The organism is Mesorhizobium sp., from assembly GCF_017306585.1.
GTDB lineage: Bacteria > Pseudomonadota > Alphaproteobacteria > Rhizobiales > Rhizobiaceae > Mesorhizobium.
Genome location: NZ_JAFKIC010000262.1, coordinates 1 through 15,122, shown reverse-complemented (window position 1 = coordinate 15,122; position 15,122 = coordinate 1). Strand labels below are relative to the sequence as shown.

General features: G+C 63.5%; 19 protein-coding genes, 1 tRNA gene and 1 pseudogene. 8 read left to right on the top strand and 13 right to left on the bottom strand.

The window, feature by feature from the left end; genetic code table 11:
* Nucleotides 1-126 (top strand): annotated as a pseudogene (locus J0I79_RS31050) (IS110 family transposase); the annotation flags it as partial.
* Between the two features lie 62 nt (nucleotides 127-188).
* Here the strand turns inward: J0I79_RS31050 and J0I79_RS31045 are convergent.
* Nucleotides 189-956 carry an SDR family oxidoreductase gene (locus J0I79_RS31045; protein WP_292868626.1) on the bottom strand — a complete coding sequence of 256 codons (768 nt, stop codon included), beginning with the start codon at nucleotides 954-956 and terminating at the stop codon, nucleotides 189-191.
* Between the two features lie 281 nt (nucleotides 957-1,237).
* Between J0I79_RS31045 and J0I79_RS31040 the strand changes: the two genes are divergently transcribed.
* Nucleotides 1,238-1,393, top strand: a complete 156-nt coding sequence (locus tag J0I79_RS31040; RefSeq protein WP_275917895.1) for a hypothetical protein — start codon at nucleotides 1,238-1,240, stop codon at nucleotides 1,391-1,393.
* Nucleotides 1,394-1,523: 130 nt separating this feature from the next.
* Nucleotides 1,524-2,471, top strand: a complete 948-nt coding sequence (locus J0I79_RS31035) for an LLM class flavin-dependent oxidoreductase (protein WP_292868623.1) — start codon at nucleotides 1,524-1,526, stop codon at nucleotides 2,469-2,471.
* A gap of 21 nt (nucleotides 2,472-2,492) precedes the next feature.
* Here J0I79_RS31035 and J0I79_RS31030 read toward each other — a convergent pair whose 3' ends face one another.
* Together J0I79_RS31030 and J0I79_RS31025 are read right to left on the bottom strand one after the other, a co-directional pair.
* Nucleotides 2,493-3,164, bottom strand: a complete 672-nt coding sequence (locus tag J0I79_RS31030) for an isochorismatase family cysteine hydrolase (protein WP_292868620.1) — start codon at nucleotides 3,162-3,164, stop codon at nucleotides 2,493-2,495.
* A gap of 33 nt (nucleotides 3,165-3,197) precedes the next feature.
* Nucleotides 3,198-4,922 (bottom strand): ABC transporter ATP-binding protein, encoded by a 1,725-nt coding sequence (locus tag J0I79_RS31025; protein ID WP_292868617.1) that lies wholly within the window; start codon nucleotides 4,920-4,922, stop codon nucleotides 3,198-3,200.
* A 284-nt stretch (nucleotides 4,923-5,206) separates the two neighbouring features.
* On the opposite strand from J0I79_RS31025, the gene J0I79_RS31020 reads away from it, so the two are divergent.
* The 4 genes from J0I79_RS31020 (at nucleotide 5,207) to J0I79_RS31005 (ending at nucleotide 8,516) form a co-directional block, all read left to right on the top strand.
* Nucleotides 5,207-6,010 carry an ATP-binding cassette domain-containing protein gene (locus J0I79_RS31020; protein ID WP_292868614.1) on the top strand — a complete coding sequence of 268 codons (804 nt, stop codon included), beginning with the start codon at nucleotides 5,207-5,209 and terminating at the stop codon, nucleotides 6,008-6,010.
* Between the two features lie 61 nt (nucleotides 6,011-6,071).
* A complete protein-coding gene (gene exbB / locus J0I79_RS31015) occupies nucleotides 6,072-7,094 on the top strand; it encodes a tonB-system energizer ExbB (RefSeq protein ID WP_292868611.1) in 1,023 nt (340 codons plus the stop codon).
* A gap of 4 nt (nucleotides 7,095-7,098) precedes the next feature.
* Nucleotides 7,099-7,566, top strand: coding sequence for a TonB system transport protein ExbD (gene exbD / locus J0I79_RS31010; protein ID WP_292868608.1), 468 nt, complete (start codon nucleotides 7,099-7,101; stop codon nucleotides 7,564-7,566).
* Nucleotides 7,563-8,516 carry an energy transducer TonB gene (locus tag J0I79_RS31005; RefSeq protein WP_292868605.1) on the top strand — a complete coding sequence of 318 codons (954 nt, stop codon included), beginning with the start codon at nucleotides 7,563-7,565 and terminating at the stop codon, nucleotides 8,514-8,516. The genes exbD and J0I79_RS31005 overlap by 4 nt, the downstream gene beginning before the upstream one ends.
* Nucleotides 8,517-8,564: 48 nt before the next feature.
* Here the strand turns inward: J0I79_RS31005 and J0I79_RS31000 are convergent, their stop codons facing one another.
* From J0I79_RS31000 to J0I79_RS30970, 7 genes are all read right to left on the bottom strand, one after another.
* On the bottom strand, nucleotides 8,565-8,882 hold the full coding sequence (locus J0I79_RS31000; protein WP_292868603.1) for a hypothetical protein: 318 nt from the start codon (nucleotides 8,880-8,882) through the stop codon (nucleotides 8,565-8,567).
* 21 nt (nucleotides 8,883-8,903) lie between these two features.
* On the bottom strand, nucleotides 8,904-9,149 hold the full coding sequence (locus J0I79_RS30995; RefSeq protein WP_292868600.1) for a hypothetical protein: 246 nt from the start codon (nucleotides 9,147-9,149) through the stop codon (nucleotides 8,904-8,906).
* Nucleotides 9,150-9,153: 4 nt separating this feature from the next.
* Entirely contained in the window at nucleotides 9,154-9,405 is a 252-nt protein-coding gene (locus J0I79_RS30990) for a hypothetical protein (protein WP_292868597.1), read from the bottom strand.
* Nucleotides 9,406-9,471: 66 nt separating this feature from the next.
* Nucleotides 9,472-10,092: a SagB/ThcOx family dehydrogenase gene (locus J0I79_RS30985; protein ID WP_292868594.1), complete on the bottom strand. Its 621-nt coding sequence runs from the start codon at nucleotides 10,090-10,092 to the stop codon at nucleotides 9,472-9,474.
* Entirely contained in the window at nucleotides 10,082-10,531 is a 450-nt protein-coding gene (locus J0I79_RS30980; protein ID WP_292868591.1) for a hypothetical protein, read from the bottom strand. Before J0I79_RS30980 ends, J0I79_RS30985 begins: the two co-directional genes overlap by 11 nt.
* Nucleotides 10,532-11,043: 512 nt before the next feature.
* Nucleotides 11,044-11,793, bottom strand: a complete 750-nt coding sequence (locus tag J0I79_RS30975; RefSeq protein WP_292868588.1) for a helix-turn-helix transcriptional regulator — start codon at nucleotides 11,791-11,793, stop codon at nucleotides 11,044-11,046.
* A gap of 316 nt (nucleotides 11,794-12,109) precedes the next feature.
* Nucleotides 12,110-12,185, bottom strand: a tRNA-Ala gene (locus tag J0I79_RS30970).
* 147 nt (nucleotides 12,186-12,332) lie between these two features.
* On the opposite strand from J0I79_RS30970, the gene J0I79_RS30965 reads away from it, so the two are divergent.
* Nucleotides 12,333-12,623 carry a YggT family protein gene (locus J0I79_RS30965; RefSeq protein ID WP_137933132.1) on the top strand — a complete coding sequence of 97 codons (291 nt, stop codon included), beginning with the start codon at nucleotides 12,333-12,335 and terminating at the stop codon, nucleotides 12,621-12,623.
* Between the two features lie 117 nt (nucleotides 12,624-12,740).
* Here J0I79_RS30965 and J0I79_RS30960 read toward each other — a convergent pair whose 3' ends face one another.
* The 3 genes from J0I79_RS30960 to J0I79_RS30950 form a co-directional block, all read right to left on the bottom strand.
* Nucleotides 12,741-13,622 (bottom strand): MurR/RpiR family transcriptional regulator, encoded by an 882-nt coding sequence (locus J0I79_RS30960; RefSeq protein ID WP_292868584.1) that lies wholly within the window; start codon nucleotides 13,620-13,622, stop codon nucleotides 12,741-12,743.
* 22 nt (nucleotides 13,623-13,644) lie between these two features.
* Entirely contained in the window at nucleotides 13,645-14,712 is a 1,068-nt protein-coding gene (gene ugpC / locus J0I79_RS30955) for a sn-glycerol-3-phosphate ABC transporter ATP-binding protein UgpC (RefSeq protein WP_292868581.1), read from the bottom strand.
* Between the two features lie 2 nt (nucleotides 14,713-14,714).
* A partial coding sequence (locus J0I79_RS30950; protein ID WP_292868578.1) for an SDR family oxidoreductase occupies nucleotides 14,715-15,122 on the bottom strand: 408 nt, incomplete at its 5' end.

Sequence of the window (15,122 nt, the reverse complement as noted above, 5' to 3'; positions counted from 1 at the left end):
GCTCAACGGTTGCAGCAGGCGGGAAAACACAAAATGCTTATCCGCGTCGCTCTCGCCAGAAAGCTTCTCGTCATCCTCAACGCAAAAGCACGCGACGCGAGAACCGAGTTCGCGAATGCAACTTGACACCCCAGATAGTCGCTCTCCCCCGCCGATGGCAGGGGCGAGGAACCAGATTCTGCGACGCCTCACATCGCCGTAAAACCATTGTCCACGAACAGATGCGCGCCGTTGACGAAGCTGGACTCGTCGCTGGCCAGATAGAGCGCGGCCTTGGCCACCTCCTCCGGCTCGCCGATGCGGCCCTGCTGGGCGGCAAGTGCGGCATCGGAGACATCGACGCCGAGCCTGCCCAGATCGGCGACCTCGCGCAGGCCGTGCGGCGTCCTGATGAAGCCGGGGCAGACGGCGTTGCAGCGGATGTTGCGGTCACGGAACTCGACGGCGATGGCGCGCGCGAACATATGGCAGGCGCCCTTGGTGGTGTCGTAGAGAACTTCGTTCGGTGTTGCCGCCACCGCCGAGATCGACGAGGTGCAGACGATCGAACCGCCGCCGGCGGCTATCATGCCCGGCAGCACCGCGCGCGTCATCAGGAACATCGAGCGGACATTGACGGCATGCAGCCAGTCCCATTCCTGCAGGGTCGTCTCCAGGAAGGGCTTTATGACGATCGTGCCGGCATGGTTGAACAGCACGGTGACCGGGCCGAGTTTTTCGGTCGCGGCCTTCGCCGCCGCCTCGACCTGGGCCTCGTCGGAGACGTCGGCGACGAAATGCTCGGCGACGTGTCCGCGCGCGCGGATCGCGGCCGCGGTGGCGGCAGCTGCGTCGCCGTTGCGGTCGATGATTGCCACTTTCGCGCCCTCGGCCGCGAACAGTTCCGAGGCCGCGCCGCCCATCCCCGTTGCACCACCCGAGATGATGGCGACCTTGCCGGCCAGTCTTGTCCCCATTGTCGTTCCCCTATCCGATGGTTTGATGTCGATTTCTCAGGGTGATGCTATCGCGACCGCGCCGAACGGCCAATCCTTCTCGTAGGGGCAGGGGGGACAGGCCGTAGGGCCATTCTGAACGCTGCCGGCTCCATGGCCTGGCCAATCGCCCGGTAGAGGTTCTCAGCAATCCGAAACCAATCCACCGCGGATGATGAGAAAATTTTTCTGCCAATAGGCGAAAAATAGCAATCGACAAAGTCTACAAGTTTTATAGATTAACCGGTGAGACGGAGGTCGATATGTCCTACATCCAGAACGCTCAGACTGACAGCAGCGGCCAGAGGCTGGCCAATGCCCGGACCTTTCGCCCGGCCTATGCCGGTTCTTTCGCCTATCTGGTTTTCGCCCTTGCGTTCGTGTTCACCGGGGCCGTCGTCCTGGGGCTGATCCCCTGATCGCTTGACCGCTCGGGACTAGCGGCCCGCCACTTTCATGCATTCGCAGTTTGATGAACCGGAATACCGGCGCGTTTTCGCGCGGCCGGTGATCACCGCATCCGTGAGTCCAGAAATGGAGGAGATGGCAATGCCGATCGCGTTCACGCATGTCCCTGGAAAGACCCATCCGGCTTCTGCCGTCGTTCCCTTCTTCTATGACTTCGCAGAGACGGCGACCAAGCTCGGGCTGATCGAGGATGGCGGTTTTCAGAAGATCGTCGTTGACGATTCAGCCGGGCTTTTGACCAACATGGATCTTGCCGCCCAGGTGCTCAACCGCACCGCTTCGCTGGAAGTCGTACTGACTCACTGGGCAGGCGTGATCGAGCCAACGGTGGCGGCCCGCCAGCTGGCATCGATCGACCGGGAGAGCGGCGGGCGGCTCTCGCTTCGCATGATCAGCGAACCGCTGAACGACGACGATGCCGAGACGCGGCCTGTCGGGCATGGCGTGATCTGGCAGCGCATCGACGAATATCTGGTGCTCCTGAAGCGACTGTGGTCGAACGACCGGCCCTTCGACCATGAAGGCGCGTTCTACAGCATCAAGGGCGGCTATATCGAGCGCAAGGGTCCGCATGGCGCCGATCTCGTCATCCGCATGGGCGGACAGTCCGGAACGGCGCTGAAGGTGGCCGGAAGGCACGCCGATGTCTTCGAACTGGCACCGGGCTCTATCGACGAGGTCAGGCAACTGATGGAGCGGGCGCGCGGCGCAGCCGCCGAACATGGCCGCGCCGGCAAGCTGCGCTTCGCGCTGCCGGTTCGTATCCATCAAGGCGGCTCGGTTGCCGACCACAGGGCTGTCGACCTGTCCGGGCCGCCGGCCCAGGTGGCCCTGTCGCTGCTCGCCTATGCCGGGCTCGGGATCGATGAATTCATGATCGTCGGCGTCGACACGCCGCGTGAAATCGCGACCGCGGGGCGCGAAACGCTCGCCATATTGCGCAACTCGCTGACGCGCCGCGAGGGCGACGTTTTCCAGCCGGGAGCCTTTGCGCCGCGCCTAGGGCCGGAGACACGCGCCCCGGGCTGAAGTCGCTTCAGTTCGCAGGGTTCAAGGTCTGTCGCCGAGCCGCGACAGGCCCTCGATAACGGCGCTCGAGTCGGCCAGGACGCCGAAGACGCCATCCTCAACCGTCACCATGTGCAAAGCGGCCTCGTGTGCGTATCTGTCGCCGCTGGCGCAGGCGTCCGAGATGGTCAGGCACTGAAAATTGCGGTCGCAGGCTTCGCGCAGCGTGGTGTGGACGCAGACATCGGTCGTGCAGCCCGAAAACATCAGGTGGGTGATGCCCCGCGCGCGCAGCACCTGCTCGAAATCCGTATAGGTGAAGGCGCTGTTGCAGGTTTTGTCGACGATGATGTCGGTCGGCGCCACATCGATCTCCGGAACAATCTGGAAGCCTGCCCCCGAACGCAGCAGGACATCGGTGCCGTCGAGGCCGGCGCGCTTGCGGCGCCACGTCTCGTAAGGCGTCATGTCGGCCATGTCGGCGCGGTAGCCCTGCCTTGTGTGAATGATGGTGACGCCGGCCTTGCGGGCGGCGGATATCAGCCGGTTGACGGTGGGAAGGATCGCCCGCAGCGGCGAGGGATCATATCCCTTCCTGGCGAAATAGCCTGATGTCGACAGGAAATCCTGTTGCAGGTCGATGACGACCAGCGCCGTGTTCTGCGCCACCAGCCTGCCGTCATAGGGGTAGTCGAAAGGTGTTGCCTTGATCATCGGTGGTTCCCTGTTTCGACAGACCATAATCGTTCAATGCGCCGACACCAGATGCTGGGCGTCATGCAGGCGCCGATAGACGCCGTCGGCATGGATCAGTTCCTGGTGCGAGCCTTGCTCGACGATGCCGGACTCCGAGACGACGACGATGCGGTCAGCACCACGGATCGTCGCCAGCCGGTGCGCGATGACCAGCGTGGTACGGCCTTGCGCCAGTTCGGCCAGCGCCTTCTGGATTTCACGCTCGGTCTGCGTGTCCAACGCAGAGGTTGCCTCGTCGAGGATCAGGATCGGCGGATTTTTCAGGAACATGCGGGCGATCGCCAGCCGCTGCTTCTGGCCGCCCGACAGCTTAACACCGCGCTCGCCGATGATGGTGTCGTAGCCGGCCGGCAGGGCTGAGATCATGCCGTCGAGCTGCGCCCGCCGCGCGGCATCGGCGATCGCCTCGTCCGAGGCGCCGAGCCGGCCATAGGCGATGTTCTCGCGAATCGAGCCGCCGAACAGAAACACGTCCTGCTGGACGATGCCGATCTGGCTACGCAGCGAGGCCAGCGTCATGTCCCTTATATCGGTGCCGTCGATGCTGATCCGGCCGGCGCCGACCTCGTAGAAACGCGGCAGCAGCGAGCAGATGGTGGTCTTGCCGGCGCCGGACGGGCCGACGAAGGCGATCGTCTCGCCGGCATGGATCTTCAGGTCGACGTTCTTCAACACCGGCTTGCCGTCGCCATAGCCGAAGCAGACATTGCGGTATTCGATGTCGCCCTTGAGGCCGCTGACGGTCACGGCGCCCGGGCGGTCGGCAATGTCCGGCTCGGTGTCGAGCAGTTCGGTGTAGCGGCGGAAGCCGGCTATGCCCTTGGGATAGGTCTCGATCACCGAATTGATCTTCTCGATGGGCCGCACGAACACACCGACAAGGAGCAGGAAGCCGACGAAGCCGCCATTGCTGAGGCTCCCCGATATAACGAGATAGCTACCGGCGATCATGACCACGAGCTGGATCAGCCGGATGCCCATGTAGTTCAGCGAGTTCGAGGCCGACATGATGCGGTAGGCGTCGAGCTTGGTCTGGCGGTAGCGCTGGTTGTCATGCGCGAACAGCTTGCGTTCATGCTCTTCATTGGCGAAGGCCTGGACGACGCGCATGCCGCCGACATTCTCCTCGATGCGGACATTGAAATCGCCGACGCGACTGTAGAGCGCCTGCCAGTTGCGCTCCATGCGGTCGCCATAGCGCATCGTCACCCAGGCAATCACAGGAACGATCACCGCGGTGATCAGCGCCAGATGCATGTTGACGGCGAACATCAGCACGAAGGCGCCGGCGAAGGTCATGATGGCGATGAACAGGTCCTCGGGGCCGTGATGGGCGATCTCGCCGATCTCCTCGAGATCCTTGGTGACGCGGCCGACCAGGTGGCCGGTCTTGTGGTTATCGTAGAAGCGGAAGGAGAGTTTCTGCAGATGGTCGAAACTCTTGCGACGCATCTCGGTCTCGATGTTGATGCCAAGCATGTGTCCCCAATAGGTGACGACTGCCATCAGCGCGGTGTTGAGCAGGTAGATCAGCAGAAGCCCAACCGAGGCGATGATGATCAGCGTCCAGTCCTGTTGCGGCAGAAGCTGGTCGACGAAGCTGCGCACCGCCATCGGAAAGCCCAGTTCGAGCAGGCCGGCGAGCACCGCGCAGGAGAAATCTAGGATGAACAGCCCCTTCCAGGGTGCGTAATAGGCCATGAAACGTCTGATCATCGAGTTGAACCGCATGCTGTCTTGATCGGTGAGCGAATTGGCAAGGCACAGCCCGTCCTCGCGCCGTCCTTACGTCCGGAGCCTACGAGCGGCAATATGCCAGAGTCCGGTTTCAGTCCCAGCTTTGCGTGGGATCTACAGGGCCCACACGCCTGTTACGATATCTTTGTTGACTCAAAACCTCATCTTCAATGTTGACTAGTAAGGTCAGGTTTCATAGTCAACCGGCATTGGCCCGCCAATGCCACAAGACAGTCGGCGCTCGGGCCGAACGGAGAGTAGCCATGACCGTGGCTGAGGCTGACGCCGACACCCAGACCGCCTTTCAGATCGATGCGGTGCGCTTTGCCGTTGGTGAGCGGACGCTGCTCGGTCCGGTTTCCCTCGAATTGCAGCGTTCGCGCGTCTACGGGCTTATCGGCCACAATGGTTCGGGCAAGTCGACGCTGATCAAGCTGCTGGCCCGCCAGCAGCCGGCAAGCTCAGGCGCCATCACTTTTGCCAGAAGACCTCTGCCGCAATGGGGTGCGCGCGAACTCGCTCGCGCGCTCGCCTATCTGCCGCAGACCACGCCGGCGGCGACCGGCCTCACCGTGCGTGAGCTGGCGACGCTCGGCCGCTATCCCTGGCACGGCGCGCTCGGGCGCTTCGGCGCCGAGGACAAACGGCATGTCGAGGAGGCGCTCTTGCTGACCGATATGGAAGCCTTCGCCGACCGGCTGGTGGACGAATTGTCGGGCGGAGAGCGGCAGCGCGCCTGGCTCGCCATGCTGGTGGCGCAGCATGCCGGCGTCATGCTGCTCGACGAGCCGATCTCGGCGCTTGATATCGCACATCAGGTCGAAGTGCTGGGGCTGGTCAAGGAACTCAGCCGCAAGCGCGATCTCTGCGTCGTCGTGGTGCTGCACGACCCCAATATGGCTGCGCGATATTGCGATGAACTGATCGCCCTGAAGGATGGCAGCCTGCTGACGCGCGGCACTCCCGACGAAATCATGCGCGCCGATGTGCTCAAAACTATCTTCGGCGTGGAGATGGGTGTGTTCGCGCACCCCGTCACTGGTCAACCCGTTGGCTATGTGCAGTGATAACCAGATACGCGGCTGGCAGCAGGAATATCCGGCCGCGGTGATAACAAGGAAGACGCTCTTGTCGAGAAATGGTTTGTTGGCGGCATTGGTCGCATCGGTGTTCCTTTCGGCTGGCAGCGCCATGGCGCAGGAGCAACCGGCAGGTGCCGAGCCGGCTGCCGGGGCTCCCGCGGTGTCCGCGCCGGCGCAGCCCGCTCCTGCAGTGCCGGCGCCGACCGTCGAGGCACCTGTCGTCCCGACACCCGCCAGTCCAGCAGTGACGGCGCCCGCCATGCCGGAACCTGCGACACCGGCCGCAACAGAGCCTGCCACGATGGCGCCTGCACAGCCCGCCGGCCCGTCGACGGCCGCGCCCTCGGGGCCGGCGGAGCTGACCCTGCCGCACGATCTGTCGCCATGGGGCATGTTCATGGCGGCCGACATCATCGTGAAGGCGGTGATGATCGGCCTTGCCTTCGCGTCGCTCGTCACCTGGACGATATGGCTGGCCAAATCGCTGGAGATTTTCGGCGGCAAGCTGCGCATCGGCCGGGCGGTTCGCGCCATTGGCGATGCCGCCACGCTGAAGCAGGCCAGCCGTGCTCTCGACCGCAGCGGAGGGCCGGGGGCGCTGCTGGTGCGCGCGGCGGAGGAAGAAGCCGCGCTTTCGGCAGGCGCGCTCGACCATGCCGGCGGCGACGGGCTGAAGGAAAGGGTTTCCTCGCGCCTGTCGCGCATCGAGGCGGCCGCGGCACGGCGCATGTCGCGCGGCACGGGCGTATTGGCCACGATCGGTTCGACCGCGCCTTTCGTCGGCCTGTTCGGCACCGTCTGGGGCATCATGAATGCGTTCATCGGCATTTCGCAGGCGCAGACCACCAATCTTGCAGTGGTCGCCCCCGGCATCGCCGAGGCGCTGCTGGCCACTGCGATGGGGCTCGTCGCGGCAATTCCGGCTGTCGTCATCTACAACGTCTTCGCGCGCTCGATAGCCGGCTACCGGCAGATCCTCGCCGATGCCTCGGCGGGTGTCGAACGGCTGGTGAGCCGCGACCTCGATTTCCGGTCGGTCCCGCCGGCGACGGCGCTGGCGGCGGAGTGAAGCCATGGGCAGCAGAATCCGCCAGACCATGGACGACGATCTCGAGGAGAGCCACGAGATCAATGTGACGCCGTTCATCGACGTCATCCTGGTGCTGCTGATCATCTTCATGGTCGCGGCGCCGCTGGCGACGGTCGACGTCAATGTCGATCTGCCGGGCTCGACGGCGACGCCGGCGCCACGGCCGGAGACGCCGCTGTTTCTGACATTGAAGGAAGATCTCACCCTGGCCATCGGCAACGACACCGTGCCGCGCCCGGCTTTTGCGGCGCTGCTGGACAGCCGGACCAAGGGCGACAAGCAGACGCGCATCTTCCTGCGGGCCGACAAGGCGGTCGCCTATGGCGACCTGATGGAAGCGATGAACCTGCTGCGCGGCGCGGGCTATCTGAAGATCGCGCTGGTTGGGCTGGAGACCGCGCAGCCGGCCGATACCGCCGCGCCGGCGCCAAGCGGGCCCGTCGTCCCATGACCCGGCAATCGGCCGCCTCGCCCACGGTGGAACTGTCGCGCCTCGGCGTGCGTGATCTCGGTCTGTGGGCCGGTGCGGCCGCCCTGGTGCTCGGCGCCCATGTCGCGGTCGCCTACGCGGTGCAGAGCTTCAGTCCGGTCGAGATGGATGGCGGCCCGCCGCCGGCCCCGGTGATCGAAATGGCGCCGATGGTGGTGACGCCGGCCGTGCCGGAACAGGCCGCGATGCTGGAAGAGGCGATGCCCGACCAGACCGAACCGGTCGAGGAGACCGAGAAGGTCACGGAAGCCGAACCCGAGAAAGTGACGACCCAGGCCGAGCCGAACACGGAGCAGTCGGAAACGGTGCCTCCCGACGAGACGGAACCGACCCAGACGGCCGAGGCCGAGCCGATGGATCAGCCACCGCTGGAGGAGGTCGTTCCCGACGTCGTCGAGGCTGTCGCGCCGGAGGTTGTCGTCCCGCTGCCGCAACCGAAGCCTGTCGAGCAGCCCAAGGAAAAGAAGCCGGTGGAAGCCAAGGCCAAGAAGTCGGTCGAAAAGCCCAAGCCGCGCCCGAAGAAAGAAAAGGCCGAGCCGGCAAAGACGGTTGCCACCGCGAGCGCGGAAACAAAGCCGGCGGCGAAAGCGGCCGCTCCGAAATCCTCCGCCGGATTCTTCGGGGTCAGCCCCGCCAGATGGGAGTCGCGTCTGACGGCATGGATCAATCGCCACAAGCGCTATCCGAGCGCGGCGAAATCCAGGCGTGTGCAAGGCAATGTCAGCGTGACCTTTACCGTGGACTCATCCGGACAGGTCCTGTCGGCCCGGGTTGCCCGTTCGTCCGGCGATGCCGAGCTCGACCGCGCCGCGCTCGCGGTGCTGCAGGGCGCCACGGTGCCGGCGCCGCCGCCGGAACTCGGTTCTCGCGTCAGCCGTACCGCGCCGTTCGTGTTCAGTTTGCGGGATTAGAGCAATTCTTCCCGACAGGAACAGCACCAGGTCAACAGTATAGAGCGCTCAGCTCATCGACCGGCACAGTGCCTCGACCTGATCCAGGTAGAACCGGCATTTGGTGCGCAGGGCCGGGAGGTTCGGATCGCTGACGCCGTTGAGCTCGATGGTCTGCATCATGAAGTCGAAATGGGCATGAAAGGCGTCCGCCGCGCCCCAGAGGCTGTCGGGCTGCCAGCTATCGGCCATTGCCATGGAAACCAGCTGCCGGGTCTCCATGCGCGCGGCGTGCGGCGAAGCCGGTCGGCCGGCGATGAGCGCGTGCAACTGGCCGAAAATGCTGTCGGCGGCATCGGCGCTCCTGATCGTTGCGATCATGTTCATTGGCGGGTCCCCCTTGGATTTCTACGCGTGGATGTCAGTTCGTGGGCTGTGGACGATCAAGGCGGGAATGGCAGTGCTGTCGGATGGCCGTCCCCTGATGATGTTGGCGGCCTCAGCTTCCGCCTGCTCGAACCAGTAGACGATGTCATCGCGGCCCAGTTCGCCGGCGGTTTTTTTCAGGAGCGGCAGCAGGCTTTGCAGCGCGCAGAGCGTCTCCCACCGGTTCGGCTGCGAGCCTGCCGGCGTGCACAGGGCTGGCGTTTGCATCGTGTCACGCCCGCCTTGGCTGAACGTGGCTGTCCTTCCCGGGCATCTTGGAATGCAGGGGATTGCCGCTGAGCTGGATGTGCCTGGCCGGCCGTGCGCCGCGCAGGACATCGAAGGCCTCGGCATAGGCCATGCCCAGCAGATACGAGATCATGGGAAAACGGCTGGCTTCAGCCATCTGCACCAGCTCATTGGTCATCGACGCAATGTATTGAAGGCTGTCGATCTCCGACTGACGTAAGGACTGATTTGCCATTTGCTGCTCCTGTCATTGGATGGAACTCAGGGAACGCGTACTGGCCAACCGGAAATACTAAGGCGGCTAATTGATTGACTGACCCGCCGGATGCGGACCTGGTTCGGGCGTCGAGAGAGTCAATGCATAGATCGGCGCATCGGTCAGGCGGTCGAGGCCGAGCAGTCGCTTGATGGCGGTATGGCTGAGCGCGGCCGTCGGGCAGGCCGACAGGCCGTGCCTGGTCGCCGCCAGCATCATGTTCTGGCCGATATGGCCGGCTTCGATCAGGACAACGCGGTAGGCGTTGGCGTCGTCGTATTTCCACATGGTGCGGTCGAGCCTGGCGCAAAGTAGAACCAGGCATGGCATGGCATCCGCCCAGTCCTGTCCGCCGACCAGATCCGATATCTTCGGCAGGTGGTTGGCGGAAATCCTGCCGAGATCGTGGTCGGCTGCCGAATAGTGATAGACGCCGGGTTCCAGGCCATCGACGCCGAGCGCGACCACATAGGCCTCATAAGGATTTCGTGCGCCGCCCGAAGGGGTCATGCCCAGCGGCAGGGCGCCGACGCAGTTGCTGGTCTCGCCGGTAATGCCCATGCCCGCGAACAGGCAATCGGAGAGCTGCCGCGCGGTAATGGTGGGCACGGCCGCGGTGCGGTTGGTGCGGCGACGGGCCATCAGGGCCAGAAGTTCATTCTCCATCCAGCGCATTGGGCAGCCGAATGGCGCCCGTGGCGTTCTTCAGCAGCAAGTCAGGCTGGGCGACATGGCCGGCGCGTTCGACCTGCCGCGCCTCCGCCTGCTCGGTGGTCATGAACTCGCTGTCCTGGACGCAGAAATGCATCAGCGCGGTCGGGATCCCCCAGTTCCACTGGCCGGAGAACTGCGTCTCCTGCTCGGCGAGCGGTGAACCGGCAGTGATGAGGGCGGAAAAATCAAGCAGTTGCGGCACGACAGCATTCAGGTCGGCCTTCGACCATCCATGGGCGCGGGCGATCTCCGCCGTCGAGGCCCATTCGTCCCAGGAGGCAAGAAGCCCAACGACCTCGGGGCTGCACTCGAAAACACTTCTGGTCAGGAAGTTGCAGGCCGTGACCTTGTTGGTCCCGGGATAGAAGACAAGCGTTTTTGACGAGCGCATTTTCATGTTGCTGAATGCCGTTGTGTGGAAGCGAGGCGCCGATGGGCCCAGCCCATCGGCGCCGAACGGCTTCAGCGCTTGTTGTAGTGCATGCCCTGCGAGAAGAAGACGGTCTGCGTTCCGGCGGCAACCGTCAGCTTCGGGGCATTGCTCACTTTCTTGGCCATTTTTCGTCCCTTTCCTGACCCCCCAATGGGATCTGTTGAAAGATCCCCACAGCGGGATCCGCGAGTGAAAGGTAAGGTCGAAAGAGTTAATGGTTTGTTAAAATCATAGTAAAGCGAATGTGATCTAAAATATCTTTCTTCATGAGAAAGTCTAAAAAATCGATTTTACTCGGATATGGAGTAGGCAATCGCTATCATACGCTCTTTTGGGATATTCTTGTTCTTATTTAGCGTAAGATAGCGACTGCGGGTGGCGCGGCGAAGCGGATTTCAGGCGACGTGCTTCAGCTTCTTGCCGCGCACATGCCGTTCTCCGAAACCGAGATCAATTTTGGGCGATAAAGGTCAGCCCAGTCCGTCCCGGGCGAGGCTGACGACGAGCTGATCGATGCCCGGATCGTCGAGCCTGACGACATGGGCCATGCGGATCGCGTGCCTCGACCGGATGTTCGATACATCCTGGCGCATGATGACCGATACGAAAGCAGGGCCGGCCTCGGTCAGAAGCATGGCCTTGCCGGTCAACACCGGTTCGGAGATCGGAGCCCATTGCACCGAGATCAGCGATGGTTCACCGGTCTGGCGGCGGTTGACGCCGCTGAAATAGATCCAGTTGAGACGCGAGATCGCCACGCCATAGTGGTTGCCGCGCGCCCGCGCCCATGTCGAGCCGCGGCGCTCGGACCAGCCGGTGACCCTGCGGAAGGTAACCAGTTCGGCCTCGCGGCGCACGAAGGTCACCGACCGCATCAACAGGTCGGAGCGCGCCGGAATGGAAAAGTATGTGAAATAGGTGCCGCCAGCGATCGATGGGGCCGGAGGACGGATCATCTGGCTGAACAGGCTTTCGGAAATCGGCGGCAGGCCGGGAACGGTGGCCTCGGGCGTGCCGGGATCCCTGTATAATTCGGCTTCGTCGATGCGGAAATAATCGCAGATCAGCTTGGCGGTCGCCTTGTTCGGAACAGTCTGCCCCTGCAGGTAACGTTCGAACTGGGTGCGGTTGATGCCTAATTCGCGGCAGACCGCGCTAACCGAGGCATGGTCCTTGCAGAGCCGTCTGAGATTTGCAGCGAGGTTCTCGCGAATGGACACGGCATTGCTTTCGCAGGCGACTTCTTCATTTCGACTTGAAATCCATATAGCGCTTTCGGTCGCCCCCGCCGAAACGCATTGTCACAACGCACAGAAAAAACTGATTTGATAACGCCAGTCTAATGGGGCAGCTTCCAAAAAAAATAGCACCAATCCGACGGCGACCATCGCCATAAGTCCAATTGACAACCGGTTCGCATTGAAAAGTGTGCACAATTTCGTGCGTTGGGCGTCATCAGGGACGCTTTGGCCTAGCCTTGCAGATTGCATTTTATAGCTTGAAAACGCAACCTAGGGGCTTGGGAAAATAATCCGCTGGTGGAGCTGAGGGGGATCGAACCCCTGACCTCGTCATTGCGAACGACGCGCTCTCCCAGCTGAGCTACAGCCCCATCCAGCGGATGGCGCATTTATCGGGCGCCGCCGTTTCGTGTCAAGGCGAGGTTTTGCCGAATCCGTTGCCGTCCGCACGTCCCGGCCGGCGGCTCTTGCCGGTTTGACGTGCAATGGCTACATGTCGGCAACAATTGGAGACCGGCATGCTCGCCCTCATTCAGACCATCGTCATGGCGCTCGACCTCTATTGGTGGGTCATCATCGCGTCGGCGATCTTTTCCTGGCTCTATGCCTTCAATGTCGTCAACTCGCGCAACCAGTTCGTCGGCAGCATCGGCAACATGCTCTACCGGTTGACCGAGCCGGCGCTGAGGCCCATCCGCCGCTTCATGCCGGACCTCGGCGGCATCGATATCTCGCCCATCATCCTGCTGCTGATCCTGTTCTTTCTCAGGCAATTCATTCTCACCACCGTGGCGCCGCTGGTTCTGTAAACCGGGTGAGCGGGTAGCCGACAGTTCCGCATCCGCGAAAACGGTATCGGACAGCGCCCCTTTCTGTCCTGCCGGATATCTCCCCATAGGAGAGGATTGGCAGCTTGAGCGCAGTGCTCAATCGCCGAGCGGCAGGCGCGGATCGTCGACCTTCAGCGTGTTCACGCTCTGCTTGATGCGGCGCAGGTTCTCCAGCACCTTGGGGCCGCGTGTCTCGGCGACCGATGTCACGATCATGTCGACGATCGCCAGCAGCGCATAGCGTGACGATGTCGGCTTGTAGATGTTGCCGTCTTCCAGCGGCTGCAGATGGATGACGGTATCGGCGACCTTGGCCAGGGCCGAATCCGGAGCGGTGATGGCAACGGTGGCGGCGCCATATTGCTGGGCGACCTGCACTGCCTCGATGACCGAGCGCGCATAGCCGGAAACCGAAAAGGCAACCACCGTGGTTTCCGGCGTGGCGACGGCGGCGTACATGCGCTGCAACTGGCCGTCGATCTGCGCCAGCACCGGCAGGCCGAGCCGGAACAGCCGGTTCTGCATCTCGGTCGCCATCATCGAGGAGATGCCGCCCGAACCGATGCACAGCACATTGCCCGAAATCGCCAGGCGCGCAGCGACGTCGACGAGAGTCGTCATGTCGAGATTCTCGCTGGCCCGCTGGATGGCCGTAACCGCCGCTTCGGTGATGGCGGAGGCAATGCGCTGCTCGCGGGCATCGCGGCTCAGCGGCTCGGGCGAAAGATACTGGCCGCCGATGGCGATCGCCTGCGCCAGGTAGAATTTGAAATCGCGCAGGCCCTCGCAGCCGAGATTGCGGCAGAAACGGGTGACCGTCGGCTCGCTGACGCCGACGCGCGCGGCAATTTCCGAGATCGCCGCCTTGGAGGCGAAGTCGAGATCGGAGAGAACGAGACCGGCCAGCCGGCGATCCGATTTGGTGCCGTCCTGCGACATCAACTGCAGCCGCGTGATGATGTCGGCCGGCGTCTTCATGCTTGTGGTCCCGTCGTCATCTTCACAGCGGCAGGCCCGTCGCCTTGTCGAACAGATGGATGTTGCCCGGAGCGACCGAGACCGGCAGCCGGTCGCCCGGCCTGACCGGCACCCTGTCGCGGAACACGGCGCGCACCGTATCAGTGCCGATGGCGCCATAGACATGGGTCTCGGAGCCGGTCGGCTCGACGACATCGACCTTCAGCGCCATGGCGTCGGCGGCCTCGCCGATGATGAAATGCTCGGGCCGGATGCCGGCCTCGACGGCGCCGTCCGCCGGCGCCGCCTTGCCGGTCAGCGCCAGCCTTCCGCCGCCGGCCGACTCGAACCAGGTCCTGTCGGGCGTCGTCCTGAGCGCCCCGGACACGAAGCTCATCGACGGTGAACCCAGGAAGCCGGCGACGAACTTGTTGGCCGGCCTGTCATAGAGTTCCAGCGGCGCCCCGACCTGCTGGATCCGGCCACGGTCCATCACGACGATGCGGTCAGCCATGGTCATGGCCTCGATCTGGTCGTGGGTGACGTAGACGATGGTGGATTTCAGCCGCTGGTGCAGCGCCTTGATCTCGGTTCGCATCTGCACGCGCAGCTGCGCGTCGAGATTGGACAGCGGTTCGTCGAACAGGAACACCGAGGGTTCGCGCACGATGGCGCGGCCCATGGCGACGCGCTGGCGCTGGCCGCCCGACAATTGCCGGGGATAGCGGTCGAGATAGGAGAACAGGTTGAGGACGCCGGAGGCCTTCTTGACCTTGTCTTCGATCGTTGCCCGGCTCTCGCCACGGATTTTCGGGCCAAAGCCGATATTGTCCGAGGCCTTCAAATGCGGAAACAGCGCATAGGACTGGAACACCATGGCGATATTGCGCTGCTGCGGCGGCAGGTCGTTGGCGCGGGTGCCGCCGATCAGCAGGTCGCCTGATGTGATCGTCTCCAGGCCCGCCAGCATGCGCAGCAGGGTCGACTTGCCGCAGCCGGAAGGGCCAACCAGCACGACGAACTCGCCGCTCGCGATGTCGAGGCCGATGTCCTCGAGGATCCTGTGCTGACCGAAGGATTTAGACAGGTTGCGAAACTGGACGTCGGTCATGGTCACGCTCCCAATATGTCGTCGATGAACGGCAGGCAGCCGGCGGTCAGGCCCGCATCGACGGGCATGACCACGCCTGTTACGCCCGATGCGCGGTCCGAGGCAAGGAACGCGACCGCTTCCGCCACTTCCGAGGCATTGACGATGCGGCCCAGCGGATAAAGCCGCTTGAGCTTGCCGAGTATGTCCGGGTTCTTGGCCAGGCGATGGTCCCAGGCGGCGGTGCGGATCGATCCCGGGCAGACGACATTGGCGCGCACACCGCTGCGGCCAAGCTCGACGGCGATGGCCTTGGCATAGGCATTGATGCCGGCCTTGGCCGCGGCATAGGCGGGATTGCCGAAATGCGCGATGGCGTTGACCGAGGAGATGAAGACGACGCTGCCGGAACCGCGCGCCGCCATCGCCTT